General features: G+C 31.3%; 16 protein-coding genes. 10 read left to right on the forward strand and 6 right to left on the reverse strand.

The features are described from left to right. Window positions 1–113: 113 nt before the first annotated feature. The 6 genes from mnmE to rpmH form a co-directional block, all read right to left on the reverse strand. Complete coding sequence (gene mnmE, locus CHB72_RS13610) at window positions 114–1,499, reverse strand: tRNA uridine-5-carboxymethylaminomethyl(34) synthesis GTPase MnmE (RefSeq protein WP_089283450.1); 1,386 nt, start codon at window positions 1,497–1,499, stop codon at window positions 114–116. Window positions 1,500–1,717: 218 nt separating this feature from the next. Next, window positions 1,718–2,338 (reverse strand): RNA-binding cell elongation regulator Jag/EloR, encoded by a 621-nt coding sequence (gene jag, locus CHB72_RS13615; protein WP_089283427.1) that lies wholly within the window; start codon window positions 2,336–2,338, stop codon window positions 1,718–1,720. A gap of 2 nt (window positions 2,339–2,340) precedes the next feature. Continuing rightward, window positions 2,341–2,994, reverse strand: coding sequence for a YidC/Oxa1 family membrane protein insertase (locus CHB72_RS13620; RefSeq protein ID WP_089283428.1), 654 nt, complete (start codon window positions 2,992–2,994; stop codon window positions 2,341–2,343). Between the two features lie 133 nt (window positions 2,995–3,127). Continuing rightward, window positions 3,128–3,340 (reverse strand): membrane protein insertion efficiency factor YidD, encoded by a 213-nt coding sequence (gene yidD / locus CHB72_RS13625; protein WP_089283429.1) that lies wholly within the window; start codon window positions 3,338–3,340, stop codon window positions 3,128–3,130. 29 nt (window positions 3,341–3,369) lie between these two features. Further along, the gene (gene rnpA / locus CHB72_RS13630) at window positions 3,370–3,711 is read right to left on the reverse strand and encodes a ribonuclease P protein component (protein WP_089283430.1); all 342 of its coding nucleotides are present in this window, start codon (window positions 3,709–3,711) and stop codon (window positions 3,370–3,372) included. A gap of 86 nt (window positions 3,712–3,797) precedes the next feature. After that, window positions 3,798–3,932 (reverse strand): 50S ribosomal protein L34, encoded by a 135-nt coding sequence (gene rpmH, locus CHB72_RS13635; RefSeq protein ID WP_089283431.1) that lies wholly within the window; start codon window positions 3,930–3,932, stop codon window positions 3,798–3,800. 676 nt (window positions 3,933–4,608) lie between these two features. Here rpmH and dnaA point away from each other — a divergent pair. The 10 genes from dnaA (at window position 4,609) to CHB72_RS13685 (ending at window position 15,628) form a co-directional block, all read left to right on the forward strand. Continuing rightward, window positions 4,609–5,952 carry a chromosomal replication initiator protein DnaA gene (dnaA, locus tag CHB72_RS13640; protein WP_089283432.1) on the forward strand — a complete coding sequence of 448 codons (1,344 nt, stop codon included), beginning with the start codon at window positions 4,609–4,611 and terminating at the stop codon, window positions 5,950–5,952. Window positions 5,953–6,187: 235 nt separating this feature from the next. Beyond that, the gene (dnaN, locus tag CHB72_RS13645; RefSeq protein ID WP_089283433.1) at window positions 6,188–7,291 is read left to right on the forward strand and encodes a DNA polymerase III subunit beta; all 1,104 of its coding nucleotides are present in this window, start codon (window positions 6,188–6,190) and stop codon (window positions 7,289–7,291) included. 95 nt (window positions 7,292–7,386) lie between these two features. Beyond that, window positions 7,387–7,596: an RNA-binding S4 domain-containing protein gene (locus CHB72_RS13650; protein ID WP_089283434.1), complete on the forward strand. Its 210-nt coding sequence runs from the start codon at window positions 7,387–7,389 to the stop codon at window positions 7,594–7,596. A 131-nt stretch (window positions 7,597–7,727) separates the two neighbouring features. Beyond that, entirely contained in the window at window positions 7,728–8,840 is a 1,113-nt protein-coding gene (gene recF, locus CHB72_RS13655) for a DNA replication/repair protein RecF (RefSeq protein ID WP_089283435.1), read from the forward strand. Between the two features lie 90 nt (window positions 8,841–8,930). Beyond that, window positions 8,931–9,230: an extracellular matrix regulator RemB gene (remB, locus tag CHB72_RS13660; RefSeq protein ID WP_089283436.1), complete on the forward strand. Its 300-nt coding sequence runs from the start codon at window positions 8,931–8,933 to the stop codon at window positions 9,228–9,230. Between the two features lie 134 nt (window positions 9,231–9,364). After that, window positions 9,365–11,287: a DNA topoisomerase (ATP-hydrolyzing) subunit B gene (gene gyrB / locus CHB72_RS13665; RefSeq protein WP_089283437.1), complete on the forward strand. Its 1,923-nt coding sequence runs from the start codon at window positions 9,365–9,367 to the stop codon at window positions 11,285–11,287. A 15-nt stretch (window positions 11,288–11,302) separates the two neighbouring features. Next, window positions 11,303–13,753 (forward strand): DNA gyrase subunit A, encoded by a 2,451-nt coding sequence (gene gyrA, locus CHB72_RS13670; protein ID WP_089283438.1) that lies wholly within the window; start codon window positions 11,303–11,305, stop codon window positions 13,751–13,753. 289 nt (window positions 13,754–14,042) lie between these two features. After that, window positions 14,043–14,360: an STAS domain-containing protein gene (locus CHB72_RS13675; RefSeq protein WP_089283439.1), complete on the forward strand. Its 318-nt coding sequence runs from the start codon at window positions 14,043–14,045 to the stop codon at window positions 14,358–14,360. Between the two features lie 39 nt (window positions 14,361–14,399). Continuing rightward, window positions 14,400–14,825 carry an ATP-binding protein gene (locus CHB72_RS13680; protein WP_089283440.1) on the forward strand — a complete coding sequence of 142 codons (426 nt, stop codon included), beginning with the start codon at window positions 14,400–14,402 and terminating at the stop codon, window positions 14,823–14,825. After that, window positions 14,825–15,628 (forward strand): SigB/SigF/SigG family RNA polymerase sigma factor, encoded by an 804-nt coding sequence (locus CHB72_RS13685; protein WP_089283441.1) that lies wholly within the window; start codon window positions 14,825–14,827, stop codon window positions 15,626–15,628. Before CHB72_RS13680 ends, CHB72_RS13685 begins: the two co-directional genes overlap by 1 nt. Window positions 15,629–16,065: the final 437 nt, after the last annotated feature.

Consider the following 16,065-nt stretch of genomic DNA (forward strand, 5'->3'; position numbering starts at 1 on the left):
GAAAGTTACAAACCAAACTTTCGGTTGCCTACTTATGAATTAAGTCTCATTTTAACTCAAGGGCGAAACCGTAGATCGTAGGTATTAAAATAAAAGCATAGAGATGTATATCTCTACTTTCCAATACAGAAATTCTTAAAAATATGGTCGATGATATCCTCAGCCACCGTATCTCCAGTGATTTCCCCTAATGCTTCCCATGTGTTTTTAACATCCACCTCAACAAAATCTAAAGGCATTTTTTTTTCAATAGCTTCCGTACCTTCTTTCATGCTTTGTAAGGCCCTCTCAAGAGAATTTTTATGCCTTACATTGGTTACTAGGAGTCTATCCTTTGCTTTGATTTCCCCTTTATATACCAATTCCTCTATAGCTTCCTCTACCTCCTCTAACCCCTTTTCCTCTATCAAGGATATTTTGATGATTTTTTTATTTTTTATTAACTCTTTGGCCTTATCTAAATCTGCTTTTTGAGGTAAATCAGTTTTATTCATAAGAATTAAAGCTTTCTTATTCTCTATTAACTCTAATATTTGAAGGTCTTCCTTTGTTAATTTCGTAGAAATATCTAACATGAAAATAATTAAATCTGCTTTATTAAAAAACTCCTTAGATTTTTCTACTCCTATTTTCTCAACAATATCTTCTGTTTCCCTTATACCAGCAGTATCTATGATTTTTAAAGGAATACCCCTAATGTTTAAGTGCTCTTCTATAACATCTCTAGTTGTTCCTGGAACTTCTGTAACAATCGCCCGTGATTCCCTTAAAAGAGCATTTAACAATGAAGATTTTCCTACATTAGGCTTTCCTACAATAACTGTACTTAAACCTTCCCTCAATATCTTTCCTGTATCAGCGGTCTTTAACAATACTTCAATGTCCTTCTCAACCTCTTTACTTTTATGTAATAAATAATCTAAGGTTACTTCGTCTATATCTTCTTCAGAAAAATCAATAGAAACTTCTATATGGGCCAACATGTCCATTAATTTTTGTCGAGTAACACTAACCTTTTTGGATAAAGCACCCTCTAGCTGATCTAATGCTACATCAAAACCTTTGTCAGTTTTGGCACTAATTAAATCCATTACCGCTTCTGCCTGAGCTAAGTCAATTCTACCATTTAAAAAAGCTCTTTTAGTAAATTCTCCTGGTTCTGCTGCTCTTGCCCCTTTTCTTAACACCAGTTCTAATATTTTTTTAACCGGTATGACACCTCCATGACAATTAATCTCTACTACATCTTCTTTTGTATAAGTATAAGGACCCTTTGTATAATATACCAATACCTCGTCTATTTTTTCGTTTCTATCAGGATCGATGATATACCCGTAGGTCATTCTTCTTACAGGATAATCACTTAATTTTTTACCCTGTTTTGATTCAAATATTTCATCTGTAATAATTAAAGCCTTTTCTCCACTAATCCTTACGATACCTATACCAGCTTCTCCAGGCGCTGTCGCTATAGCTGTTATGGTATCATCTATATATATCATTTCTTTTCACCTCTATTTTATTATTCATCTTTCTTTGTTCTATGTTATTATACCAAAATTTTCATTTAGCGATACAATAAAAAAGGATAAAAGGAAACCCAGTTTAAAAACTGGGTTTCTAACGACTGTGGTAGAATACCAAATAAAGTTTCAAAAAAATATACCTTATTGATATCTTTGGCCCAGAGCCAGAGATTTTAGAATCAATGATTCTTTTATTTTTTAATAGTAATTGCAACTTTTCTAAAAGGTTCTTCCCCTTCACTATAGGTTTGTACAAAGGGATTTCCCTGCAATGTAGAATGAATAATCCTTCTTTCATAGGGGTTCATGGGTTCTAATGTAATAGTTTTCCCTATTTTCCTTGCTTTTCTTGCCATTTTGTTTGCAAGCTTAATTAAAGTTTCTTCTCTTTTCTTTCTATAATTCTCTGTGTCTATAAACACTTTTAAATAATCTTCTTTACCTTTGTTCACCACTAAACTTGCCAAATACTGCACTGCATCTAAAGTTTGTCCCCGTCTACCGATAATGACCCCCATGTTAGGCCCTTCTAAGTATATATTGAGTTTATCACCTTTTCTCTCAATTTCTATTTGTACTTCCAAATCCATACCTTGAAACAAGTCCCTTAAAAAGTTTCTAACATCTTCCTCTGGATGATCAACAATAGTAAGTTTTACTTTTGCCGCCTTAGATCCAATAAATCCTAAAAATCCTTTAGAAGGTATTTCCATAATTTTTACTTCAACCTGATCCCTCTTTTTTCCTAATTCCTCAAGTCCTAGCTGGATAGCCTCTTCGATGGTTTTTCCTACCGCTTCTAATGATTTCATGATTAATTTGAACCCTCCTTTAATGTAGAATAGGGTTTATTAATAATTATTTGTTGTGCTGCTTGAAATAAACTACTTACTACCCAATACAAAGCTACTCCTGCTGGCAAGGTCCTAGCCATCCAAATCATCATAATAGGAAAGAAATATTTCATCATGTTTTGAGTTGGATCCTGTTTACCACCTGCAGAACCCATAGTAGCACTAGTCAAATAAGTGCTCCCTCCTGCCAATAATGGTAATATCCACGGATCAGCTTGAGATAAACTAGGTAGCCATAAAAAGCCAGCCCCTACAACCTCTTGTGCAAAGCCATAGCTTACTGGATTTCTTAGTACTGTAAATAAACCAATAATGATAGGAAATTGAATTAACAAGGGTAAACATCCACCAAAAGGACTAACATTATGATCTTTATAAAGTTCCATCACCTTTGTATTCATTTTTTCCTGGTCATTCTTATACTTTGCTTGTACTTCTTTAATCTTCGGCTGAATCTCCTGCATTTTTTTCATAGATTTTGTTTGTTTAATTGTTAAAGGAACCATTGCTAGTTTTACAATGACAGTAAATACAATAATAGATAGCCCATAGTTTCCTATTAACTGATATATAAATCTCAATAATGCGCCTAACGGTTGTGCAATAAAATTCAAACTTAAAACCCCCTAAATATTTTTAATTTTATAACCAATAGGAAATCATAACCTTCATTAATAATAATTAATTATAGTTTCCATTATTGGTTTCACAAAAGTCAACCGATGAATCTTCCAAAAGAAGACTTTTTTATTTTTTTAAAGGATCATATCCACCTGGGTGAAAGGGGTGGCACCTTAATATTCTTCTTAAAGTTAAGTAAGAACCCTTAAAAAAACCATAGTTTTCATAAGCCTCAATACTGTACTGAGAACAACTGGGATAAAATCTACAGGTAGGCTTTTTTAAAGGTGAAATCCATTTTCGATAAAAGGATATTAACAATATACAAGCTTTAGACATATTATTCTCTCCAAATAAAATAATATCCACTATCTTTTGGATAATAATTTCTTTTTTCCTAATAAATGAAGTAAAGCACTTTCTATTTCCTTATATGTAGCTTCACTACACCCTGTCCTAGCCACAAAAACCAAATCGTAGCCTTGAATCACTTTATCATCATTTAACCGATAACTTTCTCTTATTTGTCTTTTTACCTTACTTCTCACAACACTTTTCCCAACTTTTTTTGAAACTGTGAAGCCTGCCCGATTATAATCTAAATCATTTTTCCTTATATACAAAATAAGTAACCTATTGGCCATCGAATTGCCTTCTTTATATACTCTCCGAAATTCGTTATTTTTTCTTAACCTATTGGCAGCCTTCATTTTTTCCCTCCAATCCATCCTCCCTTTAGTTTAACTCATCTTTTGATTTTAAACATAACTACAGAAAAAGGCCACATAGTGCGGCCTTATGCTGTCAATCTTTTTCTGCCTTTTAATCTACGACTTTTTAGTACTCTTCTACCATTTTTGGTTTGCATTCTTTTTCTGAAACCATGCTCCTTACTTCTTTGTCTTCTCTTTGGCTGATATGTTCGCTTCACAAGTACACCCCCTTCAAGTACTTCATAAGTACTTCTATATGATCATATTGATTTATTAACATATGATAAAAACTTAAATTTGAACACACTACAAATAGATTATAACGGTATTGATAAAAAGTGTCAAGTTAAAACCAATATAGTAAATTGTGTATAAATTTATTAACATTTTATATTTTTGTGGATAATTTTTTAGTTTTTATTGAATTTTTTACACATGTTTGTTATTATAGTTTTACTTGTTGATAATCTTAATAAATTTATTCACTTTATACACATTTATGCACATTTTGTGGATATTGTTGTGTATAAGTTAAAGTTTTTCTTTAACTTTACTTATCAACTATCTATAGGCCTATTTTTTAATGTTGAAAAAATAGTTGTTGATATTGTTGATAAGTCTTTATATAATATAAGAAACTGGGTTTTTACTAATTTATCCACATCATTATTAATAACCATGTTAGTAAAATTTATAACTTGTTTTTTTTTGAAAAACTTATTTTTTTTGTTACTATTGTGGATAATTCTTGGGATACTTTTTTTATTCCGCTCTTTTTTGTTCTTATATATGAATTTTTTTTTAAAATTACATAAAGAATTTTTTATTCACAATTATTATATATACATTTTTATTTGTTTTAGAAAAAATACAGATAGGAGGATATTTGGTATTATGAAGGACAACCTACCTCAAATCTGGGAAAAAACTCTACACTTAATAAAAGCGGAATTAACGGAAGTGAGTTTTAACACCTGGATCAAAGCAATTGAGCCTATTTCTTTTGAAAATGATGTAATTGTCTTAGGTACGCCTAATGATTTTATCAAGGATATCTTAAATACCCGTTATATTACATTAATAAGCAACGCTATTAAACAGGTTACCTCTCAGCAATATGTGATTAAAATTATCATACCAACGGAAGATAATTTCAAAAATTTAGATAAGAGCAATAGCCGCAGCAATAATAGGTTATCTACAGATAGTCTATCAAATCTTCAACTAAATCCTAAGTATACCTTTGATACTTTTGTTATTGGTAATAGTAATCGGTTTGCTCATGCAGCCTGTGTAGCGGTGGCTGAGTCCCCAGCTAAGGCTTATAATCCTCTATTTATTTACGGAGGTGTTGGTCTAGGTAAAACCCACTTAATGAATGCTATAGGTCATTATATTTTACAAAATAATCCTAATACAAAAGTGGCTTATGTATCTTCTGAAACCTTTACAAATGAATTAATCAATTCTATACGGGATGATCGTAATGTAGAGTTTAGAAATAAATATCGGAATGTAGACGTTTTACTAATTGATGATATTCAATTTATTGCTGGTAAAGAAAGTACTCAAGAAGAATTTTTTCATACCTTTAATGCCTTACGTGAGTCTAATAAACAGATTATTATTTCCAGTGACCGTCCCCCTAAAGACATACCAACTCTTGAAGATCGTTTAAGAACTAGATTTGAATGGGGACTTATTACGGATATTCAAACACCTGACTTTGAAACAAGAACTGCTATATTAAGAAAAAAAGCTCAGATGGAAAATATTGATGTTTCAGATGAAGTCATGCTTTTTATTGCTAAAAAAATTCAGTCCAATATAAGAGAACTGGAGGGAGCGTTAATTCGTATTGTTGCCTATTCTTCACTTACCAATAGTGAAGTAACTTTAGACTTAGCTAGTGAAGCTTTAAAGGAGATTTTTTCTTCTAAAGCTAGACAATTAAATGTTCCTCTTATTAAAGAAGTTATTTCTAATAAATTTAATGTCAAAATTGAAGATTTGGATTCTAAAAAAAGAACAAGAGCGATTGCATATCCTCGTCAAATTGCTATGTATATCACTCGTGAATTAACAGACTTATCTTTACCTAAAATTGGAGAAGAGTTTGGGGGTAGAGACCATACTACTGTTATGCATGCTCATGAAAAAGTATCCAATGATATTAAAAATGATCCTCTTTTTAAAGAAAGAATAGAAAAAATTATGGAAGAGCTAAAAGGTAATTAGTTGCTTTGATTCATCAACAAGGACTTGTGTACAATTTTTAATAACTTCATGTGTCTTTTATTTTTATAGAATATGTGGACAACTTTCACCAGGTTTTTAACATTTCACCCACATGTGGATAATTGATGAATTTAACTCTTCTACCTATTTATCCACAAAATCACAGGCCCTACTACTATTACTACTATATTTTTTTATTATTTATATATATTTTAGAGAGGGAGGATATCCACAAATGCGATTTTCATGTCACCAAAAAGCCTTATTGAGTAGTATTAATATCGTTCAAAAAGCAGTTTCTTCTAAGACAACCTTACCTATTTTAAAAGGGATCTATATAGAAGCATTAGATAATTATCTAAAGTTAGTAGCTACAGACCTAGAAATAGGAATAGAGCATATAGTAGAAGCAAAGACACATAATAAAGGATCTGTAGTAGTAGATGCTAGATTGTTTAGTGAAATTATAAGAAAACTTCCAGATGCAGAGGTGGAAATTTCTTTAGAAGAAAATAACCAGATTTATATAAAGTGTGAAAATAGTGAATTTAATATTGTTAGCTATAATTCTCAGGATTTCCCAGAGTTACCAACTATAGAAGAGGATTATTCTTATGAAATATCTCAAGACTTATTTAAAAATATGATTCGTCAAACGGTATTTGCAACATCACAGGATGAATCAAGGCCTGTTTTAACAGGAGCTTTAGTGGAGATCGAAAATGATACATTAAATATGGTGGCTTTAGATGGTTATAGATTGGCTTTAAAAAAAGGTAAAATTCAATCTCATATAGATAATAAGGTTATTATTCCAGCAAAAACATTATCTGAAATAAATCGTATTATTTCAGATAATGAAGAACAACTTACCATTACTTTAACAAATAATCATGCATTATTTGTTATTGGAAATACTAAAATGATTTCTCGGCTTTTAGAAGGAGAATTCATTAATTATAAACAAATACTACCAAAGGAATATAAATCCAAAGTTAAAGTTAAAACTAGAAATTTACTTGATAGCATAGAAAGAGCCTCTCTAGTAGCACGGGAGGGGAAAAACAATTTAGTAAAATTCACAATTAGTGATGACAAGATGACGATTACTTCAAATTCAGAGTTAGGTAAAGTACATGAACAAATATATATTGACTTTGAAGGAGAAGAAGTTGAAATTGCCTTTAACTCCAAGTATTTGATAGATGTTTTAAAAATAATGGAAGATGAAGAGGTATACTTAGAATTTACTACAAATTTAAGTCCAGGAATATTGAAACCTGTGTCAAACGATAATTATATTTATCTAATTTTACCAGTAAGATTATCATCAAACTAGTCTAGCCCAGCATAAAATGCTGGGTTACTATTTTGTGTAGTTTAGGAAATAATAATGATAGAGAAACATTTTAACAAAAATAAGGAGGTAAAAAGATGTTAAGGGAGTTTAAATTAGAGGGTGAATTTATTAAATTAGATCAATTATTAAAAATAACAGAAGTTGTTGACAGTGGAGGTCATGCTAAAATTATTATAATTAGCGGTGAAGTTAAAGTTAATGGAGATATCACTACCCAAAGAGGTAAGAAGATTAGGATTGGAGATTTTGTTGAAGTAGAAGATATTAAAATTAAAGTAGTATAGATATAAGCCTATGAATTAAGTCTAATTTTATAGATAAGGACGAAATTGTAGATCGTGTATATTAAAATTTAACTCAAAGGCGTATGTCTATATAGCAATTTTTATTGGGATGAAAACAGGGGGTATAGGTAATGATTGTAGAAGAATTAAAGTTAATGCACTACAGAAACTATAAAGAACTTCAATTACAGTTTCATCCTAAATTAAATATATTAGTAGGAGAAAATGCTCAAGGTAAAACCAATATTTTAGAAGCTATTTATGTAGCTGCTATAGGAAAGTCTTTTAGAACCAATAAAGATCAAGAAATGATAAAAATGTTAATGAAAAATGCTTATATTAAAGTTAAAGTGAATAAATTGACAGATAAAGTAGCAATTGAAATCATTTTAAGTAAAGAGATGAATAAAAAGATTAAAGTAAACAAACTATCTTTAACAAAACATGGTGACTTACTAGGAAATCTTAATGTAGTTCTATTTTCACCAGAGGATTTAAAAATAGTAAAAGAGGGACCTAATGAAAGAAGAAGATTTATGAATAATGAAATTTCTCAAATGCTGCCTAAATATTATTATACTTTAAACCAATATAACAAAATACTACAACAGAGAAATAAAATATTAAAGGACTATAGAGGAAAAAGGTTTGATTTAGATATATGGAATGAACAATTAATTAATAGTGGAGCATGGTTAATCATTTATCGCAGAAACTTTATTAAGCGCATAGCCCTCTTAGCAAAATTAATGCATAGAAAAATAACAGAAGGATTAGAAACTCTAGAGATTCAATATGATAGTAATGTTAAAGTTAAAGATGATGATGAATTAAGGGACATTAAAATTAATTTTTCTAATAAAATAGAAGAATTTAAAGAAATGGAAGAAAGAAGGAGATTAACATTAGTAGGCCCTCATCGAGATGATTTAATTTTTAGAATCAATGGCTTAGATATAAAAAACTACGGATCACAAGGACAACAAAGGACAGCAGTTCTTTCTTTAAAATTATCAGAATTAGAATTAATAAAAGGAGAAGTAGGGGAGTACCCTATATTATTACTAGATGATGTAATGAGTGAGCTAGATGCAAAAAGACAAAATTATTTAATTAAAAACCTAAAAAATATTCAAACTTTTATTACTACCACCATGACAGAACCTTTAAACATAAAAAATGGTGAAGAACATAAGTTATTTAAAGTGATAGATGGAGAAGTTAGTATATTTTCCTCAAAATAACAGTATTATCTTTTATTAAAAGTAAAGAAAGGTTATAATAATAAAATGGAATTAAATAATGAATAGTAAAAAGGGAGGCACCAGAGACCAATGTTTCTACATTTAGGTGGTGAATTTGTAATAAATGTAAAAGATATTGTTGCAATATTAGATATGGAATCTACTTTAAAATCAAAGGATAGTAAAGAATTTTTAAAAATATGCGAAGAAGAAGGTTTTATAGAAAATGTATCTCAAGAGGAACCAAGATCCTTTGTTATTGTTGAAAGAGTAGAAAATAAAGGCAAATCAAATAAAGGCACCCTTAAAACAACTATTTATAAGTCTCCCATTTCTGCTTTGACTTTACAAAAAAGAGCGGGATTTATTGATACACTTATACTGTCCTAGTGGCAGCTTCTCAAGTTTCTAAGTAGGGTTTAGTATAATAAAGATATGACTATAGGAAAGGCATCGAAGATGCATTTTTTGTGGATTCTAATAAAATTGACGAAGTTAATTTTGTTCAAGTAGGAGGTTGTAAGATGGAGAACAAACTACAAGATAAAATACAGGAATATAATGCTGAACAAATTCAGGTATTAGAAGGTTTAGATCCTGTTAGAAAAAGGCCAGGCATGTATATTGGAAGTACCAGTAGTCGAGGATTACACCATCTTGTCTATGAGGTAGTAGACAATAGTATTGATGAGGCACTGGCAGGCTATTGTGATATCATAGAGGTTGTTATTAATGAAGATAACTCTATCAAAGTAACAGACAATGGACGTGGTATTCCAGTAGAAATACACCCACAAACAGGAAAGTCTACATTAGAGACTGTATTAACAGTACTACATGCTGGTGGTAAATTCGGTGGTGGTGGTTACAAAGTCTCTGGAGGATTGCACGGTGTAGGTATTTCTGTTGTAAATGCTTTATCGGAATATCTAGAGGTAGAAATTCGGAGAAATGGTAAAGTCTATCTTCAAAAATATGAAAGAGGGAACCCTTTACAAGAAGTAGAAATTATAGGAGACACAGAAGAGACTGGTACTACAATCTCTTTTAAGCCAGACTCTGAAATTTTTGATGAATTAATCTATCAATTTGATACACTAGAGTATAGATTAAGAGAATTAGCTTTTTTAAATAAAGGAGTAAGAGTTGCATTAAAGGATGAAAGAGAAGAAAAGAAAGAAAAGGTTTTTCATTATGATGGTGGTATCCAAGAATTTGTTAAACATTTAAATAAGAATAGAGAAGCACTACATGAAAAAATTATCTATTTTGAAAAAGCTAAAGATGGCAGTGTAGTGGAAATTGCTATGCAATATACGGATGCCTATACAGAAAACATTTTTACCTATGCCAATAATATCAATACCCAAGAGGGTGGGACTCATTTAATTGGCTATAAATCAGCTTTGACAAGAGTAGTTAATGATTATGCTAGAAAAAATGGATTTTTAAAGGACAAGGATGTCAACCTATTGGGTGAAGATATTAGAGAAGGTCTAACTGCTATTATTTCTGTAAAGCTAGCAGATCCTCAATTTGAAGGACAAACGAAAACCAAGCTAGGAAACAGTGAAATGAGAGGTCTAGTAGAATCCATCACGGGAGAACATTTAGATAGTTTTCTAGAGGAAAACCCTACAGAAGCCAAACTGATTGTTGATAAAGGTTTGAGAGCCCAAAGAGCAAGAGAAGCCGCTAAAAAAGCTAGAGAATTAACCAGAAGAAAAGGTGTTCTTGAAAATACTGCTTTACCAGGAAAATTAGCAGATTGCTCAGAAAGAGATCCTGCGCTAAGTGAAATTTATTTAGTAGAGGGAGATTCTGCTGGTGGTAGTGCTAAACAGGGAAGAGATCGTGCTACACAAGCAATTCTACCCTTAAGGGGTAAGATTTTAAATGTTGAGAAGGCTCGATTAGATAAAATACTAAATTATAATGAAATTAGATCTATGATTACTGCCTTTGGCACTGGAATTGGTGATGAATTTAATATAGAAAAACTACGATACCATAAAATTGTTATCATGACAGATGCCGACGTAGATGGTGCCCATATTAGAACTTTATTACTAACTTTTTTCTTTAGATATATGAAACCCTTGGTAGAACTTGGTCATATTTATGCTGCTCAACCACCTTTATATAAAGTAAAGAAAGGTAAGGCAGAGCATTATGCTTATTCAGATAAAGAATTAAATAAAATATTAGATGAAATTGGAAGAGAAACTAGAGCAGATATTCAAAGATACAAAGGGCTTGGAGAAATGAATCCAGAGCAGCTATGGGAAACCACCATGAATCCAGAAGATAGAACGCTACTACAGGTAACAATAGAGGATGCAGCAGCAGCTGATGAAATTTTTACTACTCTAATGGGGGATAAAGTTGAACCTAGAAGAGAGTTTATCGAACAAAATGCAAAATATGTTACAAATTTAGATATATAATAGGGGGAATAACACATGTCAGAAGAAAATAATAAAATTGTCCCTATAGGTATAGCAGATGAAATGAAGAAATCTTATATTGACTATGCCATGAGTGTTATTGTGGGAAGAGCCCTTCCCGACGTAAGGGATGGACTAAAACCGGTTCATAGAAGAATATTATATGCCATGAGTGAGTTAGGCCTTTGGCCTGATAAACCCCATAGAAAGTCAGCCCGTATTGTTGGGGATGTTTTAGGTAAGTATCATCCCCATGGAGATTCGGCGGTTTATGATGCTATGGTGAGAATGGCACAGGATTTTTCTACTAGGTATTTATTAGTAGACGGTCATGGAAACTTTGGTTCTGTTGATGGAGATAGTGCTGCTGCTATGCGTTATACAGAGGCAAAACTTTCTAAAATTGCTATGGAAATGATTAGGGACATTCAAAAAGAAACAGTAGATTTTATTCTTAACTTTGATGAGACATTACAAGAACCAGCAGTACTACCTAGTAAATATCCTAATCTATTAGTAAATGGTTCTAATGGTATTGCGGTAGGAATGGCTACTTCTATACCTCCCCATAATTTAGGGGAGGTAATCGATGGAGTAATCCAACTCATAGATCATCCAGAAGCTGATATTGAAGAGATCATGGAATCCATACAAGGACCAGATTTTCCTACTGGAGCTTTTATTTTAGGAAAACAAGGTATTAAGGAAGCATACAGAACTGGTCGAGGTAAAGTAAGGGTAAGAGCTAAAGCAAGCATAGAAGAAATGCAAAAAGGTAAACAGCAAATTATTGTAACAGAAATACCTTATCAGGTGAACAAAGCAAGACTAATAGAAAAAATAGCTGATTTAGTAAGAGATAAAAAAATAGAAGGTATTTCAGATTTAAGAGATGAAAGTGACCGTACTGGTATGCGCATCGTTATAGAATTAAAGAGAGATGCCAATGCCAATGTTGTATTGAATAAACTTTATAAACATACTCAAATGGAAGATACTTTTAGTATTATAATGATTGCCTTAGTAGATGGACAACCTAAGGTTTTAAATCTTATGGAGATGTTAGGCCATTATCTAGAGCATCAAAAAGATGTTATTATTCGTAGGACAAAGTTTGATTTAAACAAAGCGGAAGCAAAGGCTCATATACTAGAAGGTTTAAAAATAGCTCTAGATCATCTTGATGCAGTGATTTCATTAATTAGATCATCAAAAACCGATCAAATTGCAAAAGATGGTTTAATGGAGAATTTCAATTTATCAGAGAAGCAAGCTCAAGCTATTCTAGACATGAGACTTCGTCGTTTAACTGGATTGGAAAGAGAAAAAATTGAAGAAGAATATGAAGAAATCATTAAATTAATTAAAGAATTAAAAGAAATATTAGCAAGTGAACAACTCATCTTAAATATTATTAAAGATGAATTATTAGAAATTAAAGAAAAGTATAATGATAAAAGAAGAACAGAAATAGAATTAAACGTTGAAGAAATAAATATAGAAGATATGATTGATGAAGAGGATGTAGTGATAACATTAACTCATTTTGGGTATATAAAGCGATTACCTATAGATACCTATAAAAGTCAAAGAAGAGGTGGGAAAGGTGTAGCAGCTGTTACTACTAGAGAAGAAGATTTTGTTGAAAAATTAATCATCACTTCAACCCATGATTATTTATTGTTTTTTACTAATAAAGGAAGAGTATACAAGCTCAACGTTTATGAAATCCCTGAAGCAAAAAGGCAGGCAAAAGGAACAGCTATTGTAAACCTATTACAATTAGAAGCAAATGAACAGATAGCTGCTACGATTCCAGTTGGTAGAGAATGGGAGTCTCAATATCTGATTATGGCAACAAAGAAGGGAATTATTAAGAAAACCCAATTAAACCAATTTGAAAATACAAGAAGAAGTGGTTTAATTGCCATTAGCATCAGAGAGGATGATGAACTAATAGGTGTCAGATTGACGGATACTGGAGAAGAAATCATCATGATTACAGCAAAAGGAATGGCAATACGATTTAAAGAAAATGATGTAAGAGATATGGGAAGAGGTGCCATGGGGGTAAAGGGTATTAGACTAGCTGAAAAAGATGAAGTAGTGGCCATGGAGGTAGCAGAAGATAGTAAAGACTTATTGGTTGTAAGTGAAAAAGGTTTTGGCAAAAGAACTGATCTAACCCAGTATCGTCTACAGTCAAGAGGTGGAAAAGGTATCAAGACCTACAATACTACGGCTAAATCTGGTTTGTTGGTTGGAGCTAAAATTGTTACAAATGAAGATGATATACTGTTGATTACAAACGACGGTATTGTTATCAGACTAAATGTAGATAATGTTTCAAAAATGGGTAGAAATACAAAAGGCGTTACTTTAATGAGAACCGATGAAAATAAAAGTATTGTATCCATTGCTCAGATACCTCAGCATGAGGAAGATGAAGAAATCGAAGAAATTTAGAAACATTGAAAATAATTGTTTAAATTAAATATTGAGGGGAAGAAATAGAATAGAAGCCGAAAGCTTTTAAATTCAACCCCCATATTTTATGCAGCAAAGGTATGTATATCATACCTTTGCATTTTTGTTTCGTGTTCTATAAGTAGTTGACATAAAATAACAGATTACATTTTGTATAAGCGACTTGCCAATGTTTGTCTTTATAGGATGGTATAAAAGAAAAAGTTTTGTTATAATGAAAATTGAAGAAAAAACAAAAAAATTATCTAAGTTTGAGAGGGGGAGTATTATGTCACTAATGATAAACAAAAGTTATGATGAAGCAAATAAAGTATGGAATATAAAGCTAGATGGAGAAGTAGATATCTATACAGCTGGATCATTAAAAGATGCTTTTATGAAAATGTTAGAGGAAAACAAAGAAAACATTAAAATTGATGCTGAAAAATTAGACTATATTGATAGCACAGGTTTAGGTGTATTAATAGGTGTTCTGAAAAAATTAAGAGAAGAAGAAAAAAATATTATTATATTAAATATTAAACCTAGTATAAAAAAACTATTGAATATAACAGGTTTAGATAAAATTTTTGTTGTTGAGGGGTGAAGTTAATATACTATGTTAAATATGAAGGAGCAGATTAATATGAATAAAAAGAATAAAGATTTAATAAAATTATCTGTACCTAATAAACCAGAGTATGTTAGTGTGATAAGATTAACTGTAACTGGTATTGCTAACAGAATGGGTTTTGACGTTGAAAAAATTGAAGATATTAAAGTAGCTATATCTGAGGCCTGTACCAATGCAATTACTCACGGAATTTGCCAAGAGGAAGAAAATTTTTATATTGATTTTTCTTCAGATGAAGAAAAATTAGTGATCTCAGTTTATGATAACGGAAAAGGTTGTTTATCTAATAATATAAAAACACCTAACTTAGGAGAGTTAAACGAAGGAGGGTTGGGAGTTTTTATTATAAAGTCACTTATGGATGATGTAGAGATATTGCCGAATAATGGTAAAGGGACAGTTATAAAAATGACAAAATATGTGGGGGATGATATGTAATGAAGAACGTAGCTAAGGTTTCTAAATTAACTATGGACATAAATAAATCCCTAAAAGAGCTAACAGAAAAAGAATTGTTTTTACAATACAAACAATCTAGAGAAATAGAAATAAGAAATGAGCTAGTAAATAGATATTTATATATTGGAGAAATTTTATCTAAAAAGTTCATTAATAAAGGTATTGAATACGAAGATATCTATCAAGTAGCGTCTTTAGGGTTGATCTATGCAATTGAAAGATACGATTTAGATAGAGGTTTTGAATTTTCTAGTTTTGCTACCCCTACCATTATTGGTGAGATCAAGAAATATTTCAGAGATAAAGGTTGGTCTATTCGTGTACCTCGAAGAATACAAGAATTATCTAAAAAAGTAAATACTGCTAAAGTAACGCTGCAACAAACTCTTCAAAGAACACCAAAAATAAAAGATATAGCGGAATTTCTTGAATGTTCTGAAGAAGAAGTTATGGAAGCTATGGAAGCTAGCCAAGTATACACCCCTAAATCCTTAGACTTAACCTATGATAATGATGGAGAAGATAAGGATATTCAAATGATTGACTTAATTGGAGAAGTAGACAAAAATTTTGATTCTATTGAAAATAAAGACTTTATAAAGAAAGCAATGGAGAAATTAAATGAAATAGAGATTAAAGTACTAAAAGATAGATTTTTTGATGGAAAAACTCAAATTGAAGTAGCAAAAGAGCTTGATGTTTCACAAATGACAGTATCTCGTATGGAGAAAAAGATTATCGAGAAGTTAAAAAAAGAATTTAAAAAAAGTATGATAAATTAAAGTCCTAAAAAATACCATATAAAACCCTGTTGACAGAGAAGAAAGAACCTGGTATAGTAGTAAAAGTCGCCAGAAGCAAGGGGCGGCGGGTAAGAAACAAAAAAACTTTCAAAAAAGAGTTGACAAGCAAAAGAGATTCTGATAAAGTAGTACGAGTCGCCGCAGAAACAGTAAAACCTATATCATATAAAAGAGAAGCTGGTAAAACAGCAGAGAAGAAAACGACGAAAAAAAGTGTTGACATAATACGATGGATATGATATAGTAATAAAGTCGCTGAAAAGCGGCGGATGATAAAAAGGTCTTTGAAAATTAAACAGTATAGATATTAAGCCAGCAAAGAAAAGCATCTATTCAATAAGAATAGAACCCAGAAATTTTTTATTAAGAGTTTGATCCTGGCTCAGGATGAACGCTGGCGGCGTGCCTAACACATG

Origin of the sequence: Anaerovirgula multivorans (genome assembly GCF_900188145.1) — a bacterium.
GTDB classification, from domain to species: Bacteria; Bacillota; Clostridia; order Peptostreptococcales; family Natronincolaceae; genus Anaerovirgula; species Anaerovirgula multivorans.

Excerpts from the sequence above, each read along its gene's own strand:
- jag (WP_089283427.1), bottom strand. The coding sequence starts at position 2,338 with ATGAAATCATTAGAAGCGGTAGGAAAAACCATCGAAGAGGCTATCCAG.
- yidD (WP_089283429.1), bottom strand. The coding sequence starts at position 3,340 with ATGTCTAAAGCTTGTATATTGTTAATATCCTTTTATCGAAAATGGATT.
- rnpA (WP_089283430.1), bottom strand. The coding sequence starts at position 3,711 with ATGAAGGCTGCCAATAGGTTAAGAAAAAATAACGAATTTCGGAGAGTA.
- dnaA (WP_089283432.1), top strand. The coding sequence starts at position 4,609 with ATGAAGGACAACCTACCTCAAATCTGGGAAAAAACTCTACACTTAATA.
- dnaN (WP_089283433.1), top strand. The coding sequence starts at position 6,188 with ATGCGATTTTCATGTCACCAAAAAGCCTTATTGAGTAGTATTAATATC.
- CHB72_RS13650 (WP_089283434.1), top strand. The coding sequence starts at position 7,387 with ATGTTAAGGGAGTTTAAATTAGAGGGTGAATTTATTAAATTAGATCAA.
- recF (WP_089283435.1), top strand. The coding sequence starts at position 7,728 with ATGATTGTAGAAGAATTAAAGTTAATGCACTACAGAAACTATAAAGAA.
- remB (WP_089283436.1), top strand. The coding sequence starts at position 8,931 with ATGTTTCTACATTTAGGTGGTGAATTTGTAATAAATGTAAAAGATATT.
- gyrB (WP_089283437.1), top strand. The coding sequence starts at position 9,365 with ATGGAGAACAAACTACAAGATAAAATACAGGAATATAATGCTGAACAA.
- gyrA (WP_089283438.1), top strand. The coding sequence starts at position 11,303 with ATGTCAGAAGAAAATAATAAAATTGTCCCTATAGGTATAGCAGATGAA.
- CHB72_RS13675 (WP_089283439.1), top strand. The coding sequence starts at position 14,043 with ATGTCACTAATGATAAACAAAAGTTATGATGAAGCAAATAAAGTATGG.
- CHB72_RS13680 (WP_089283440.1), top strand. The coding sequence starts at position 14,400 with ATGAATAAAAAGAATAAAGATTTAATAAAATTATCTGTACCTAATAAA.
- CHB72_RS13685 (WP_089283441.1), top strand. The coding sequence starts at position 14,825 with ATGAAGAACGTAGCTAAGGTTTCTAAATTAACTATGGACATAAATAAA.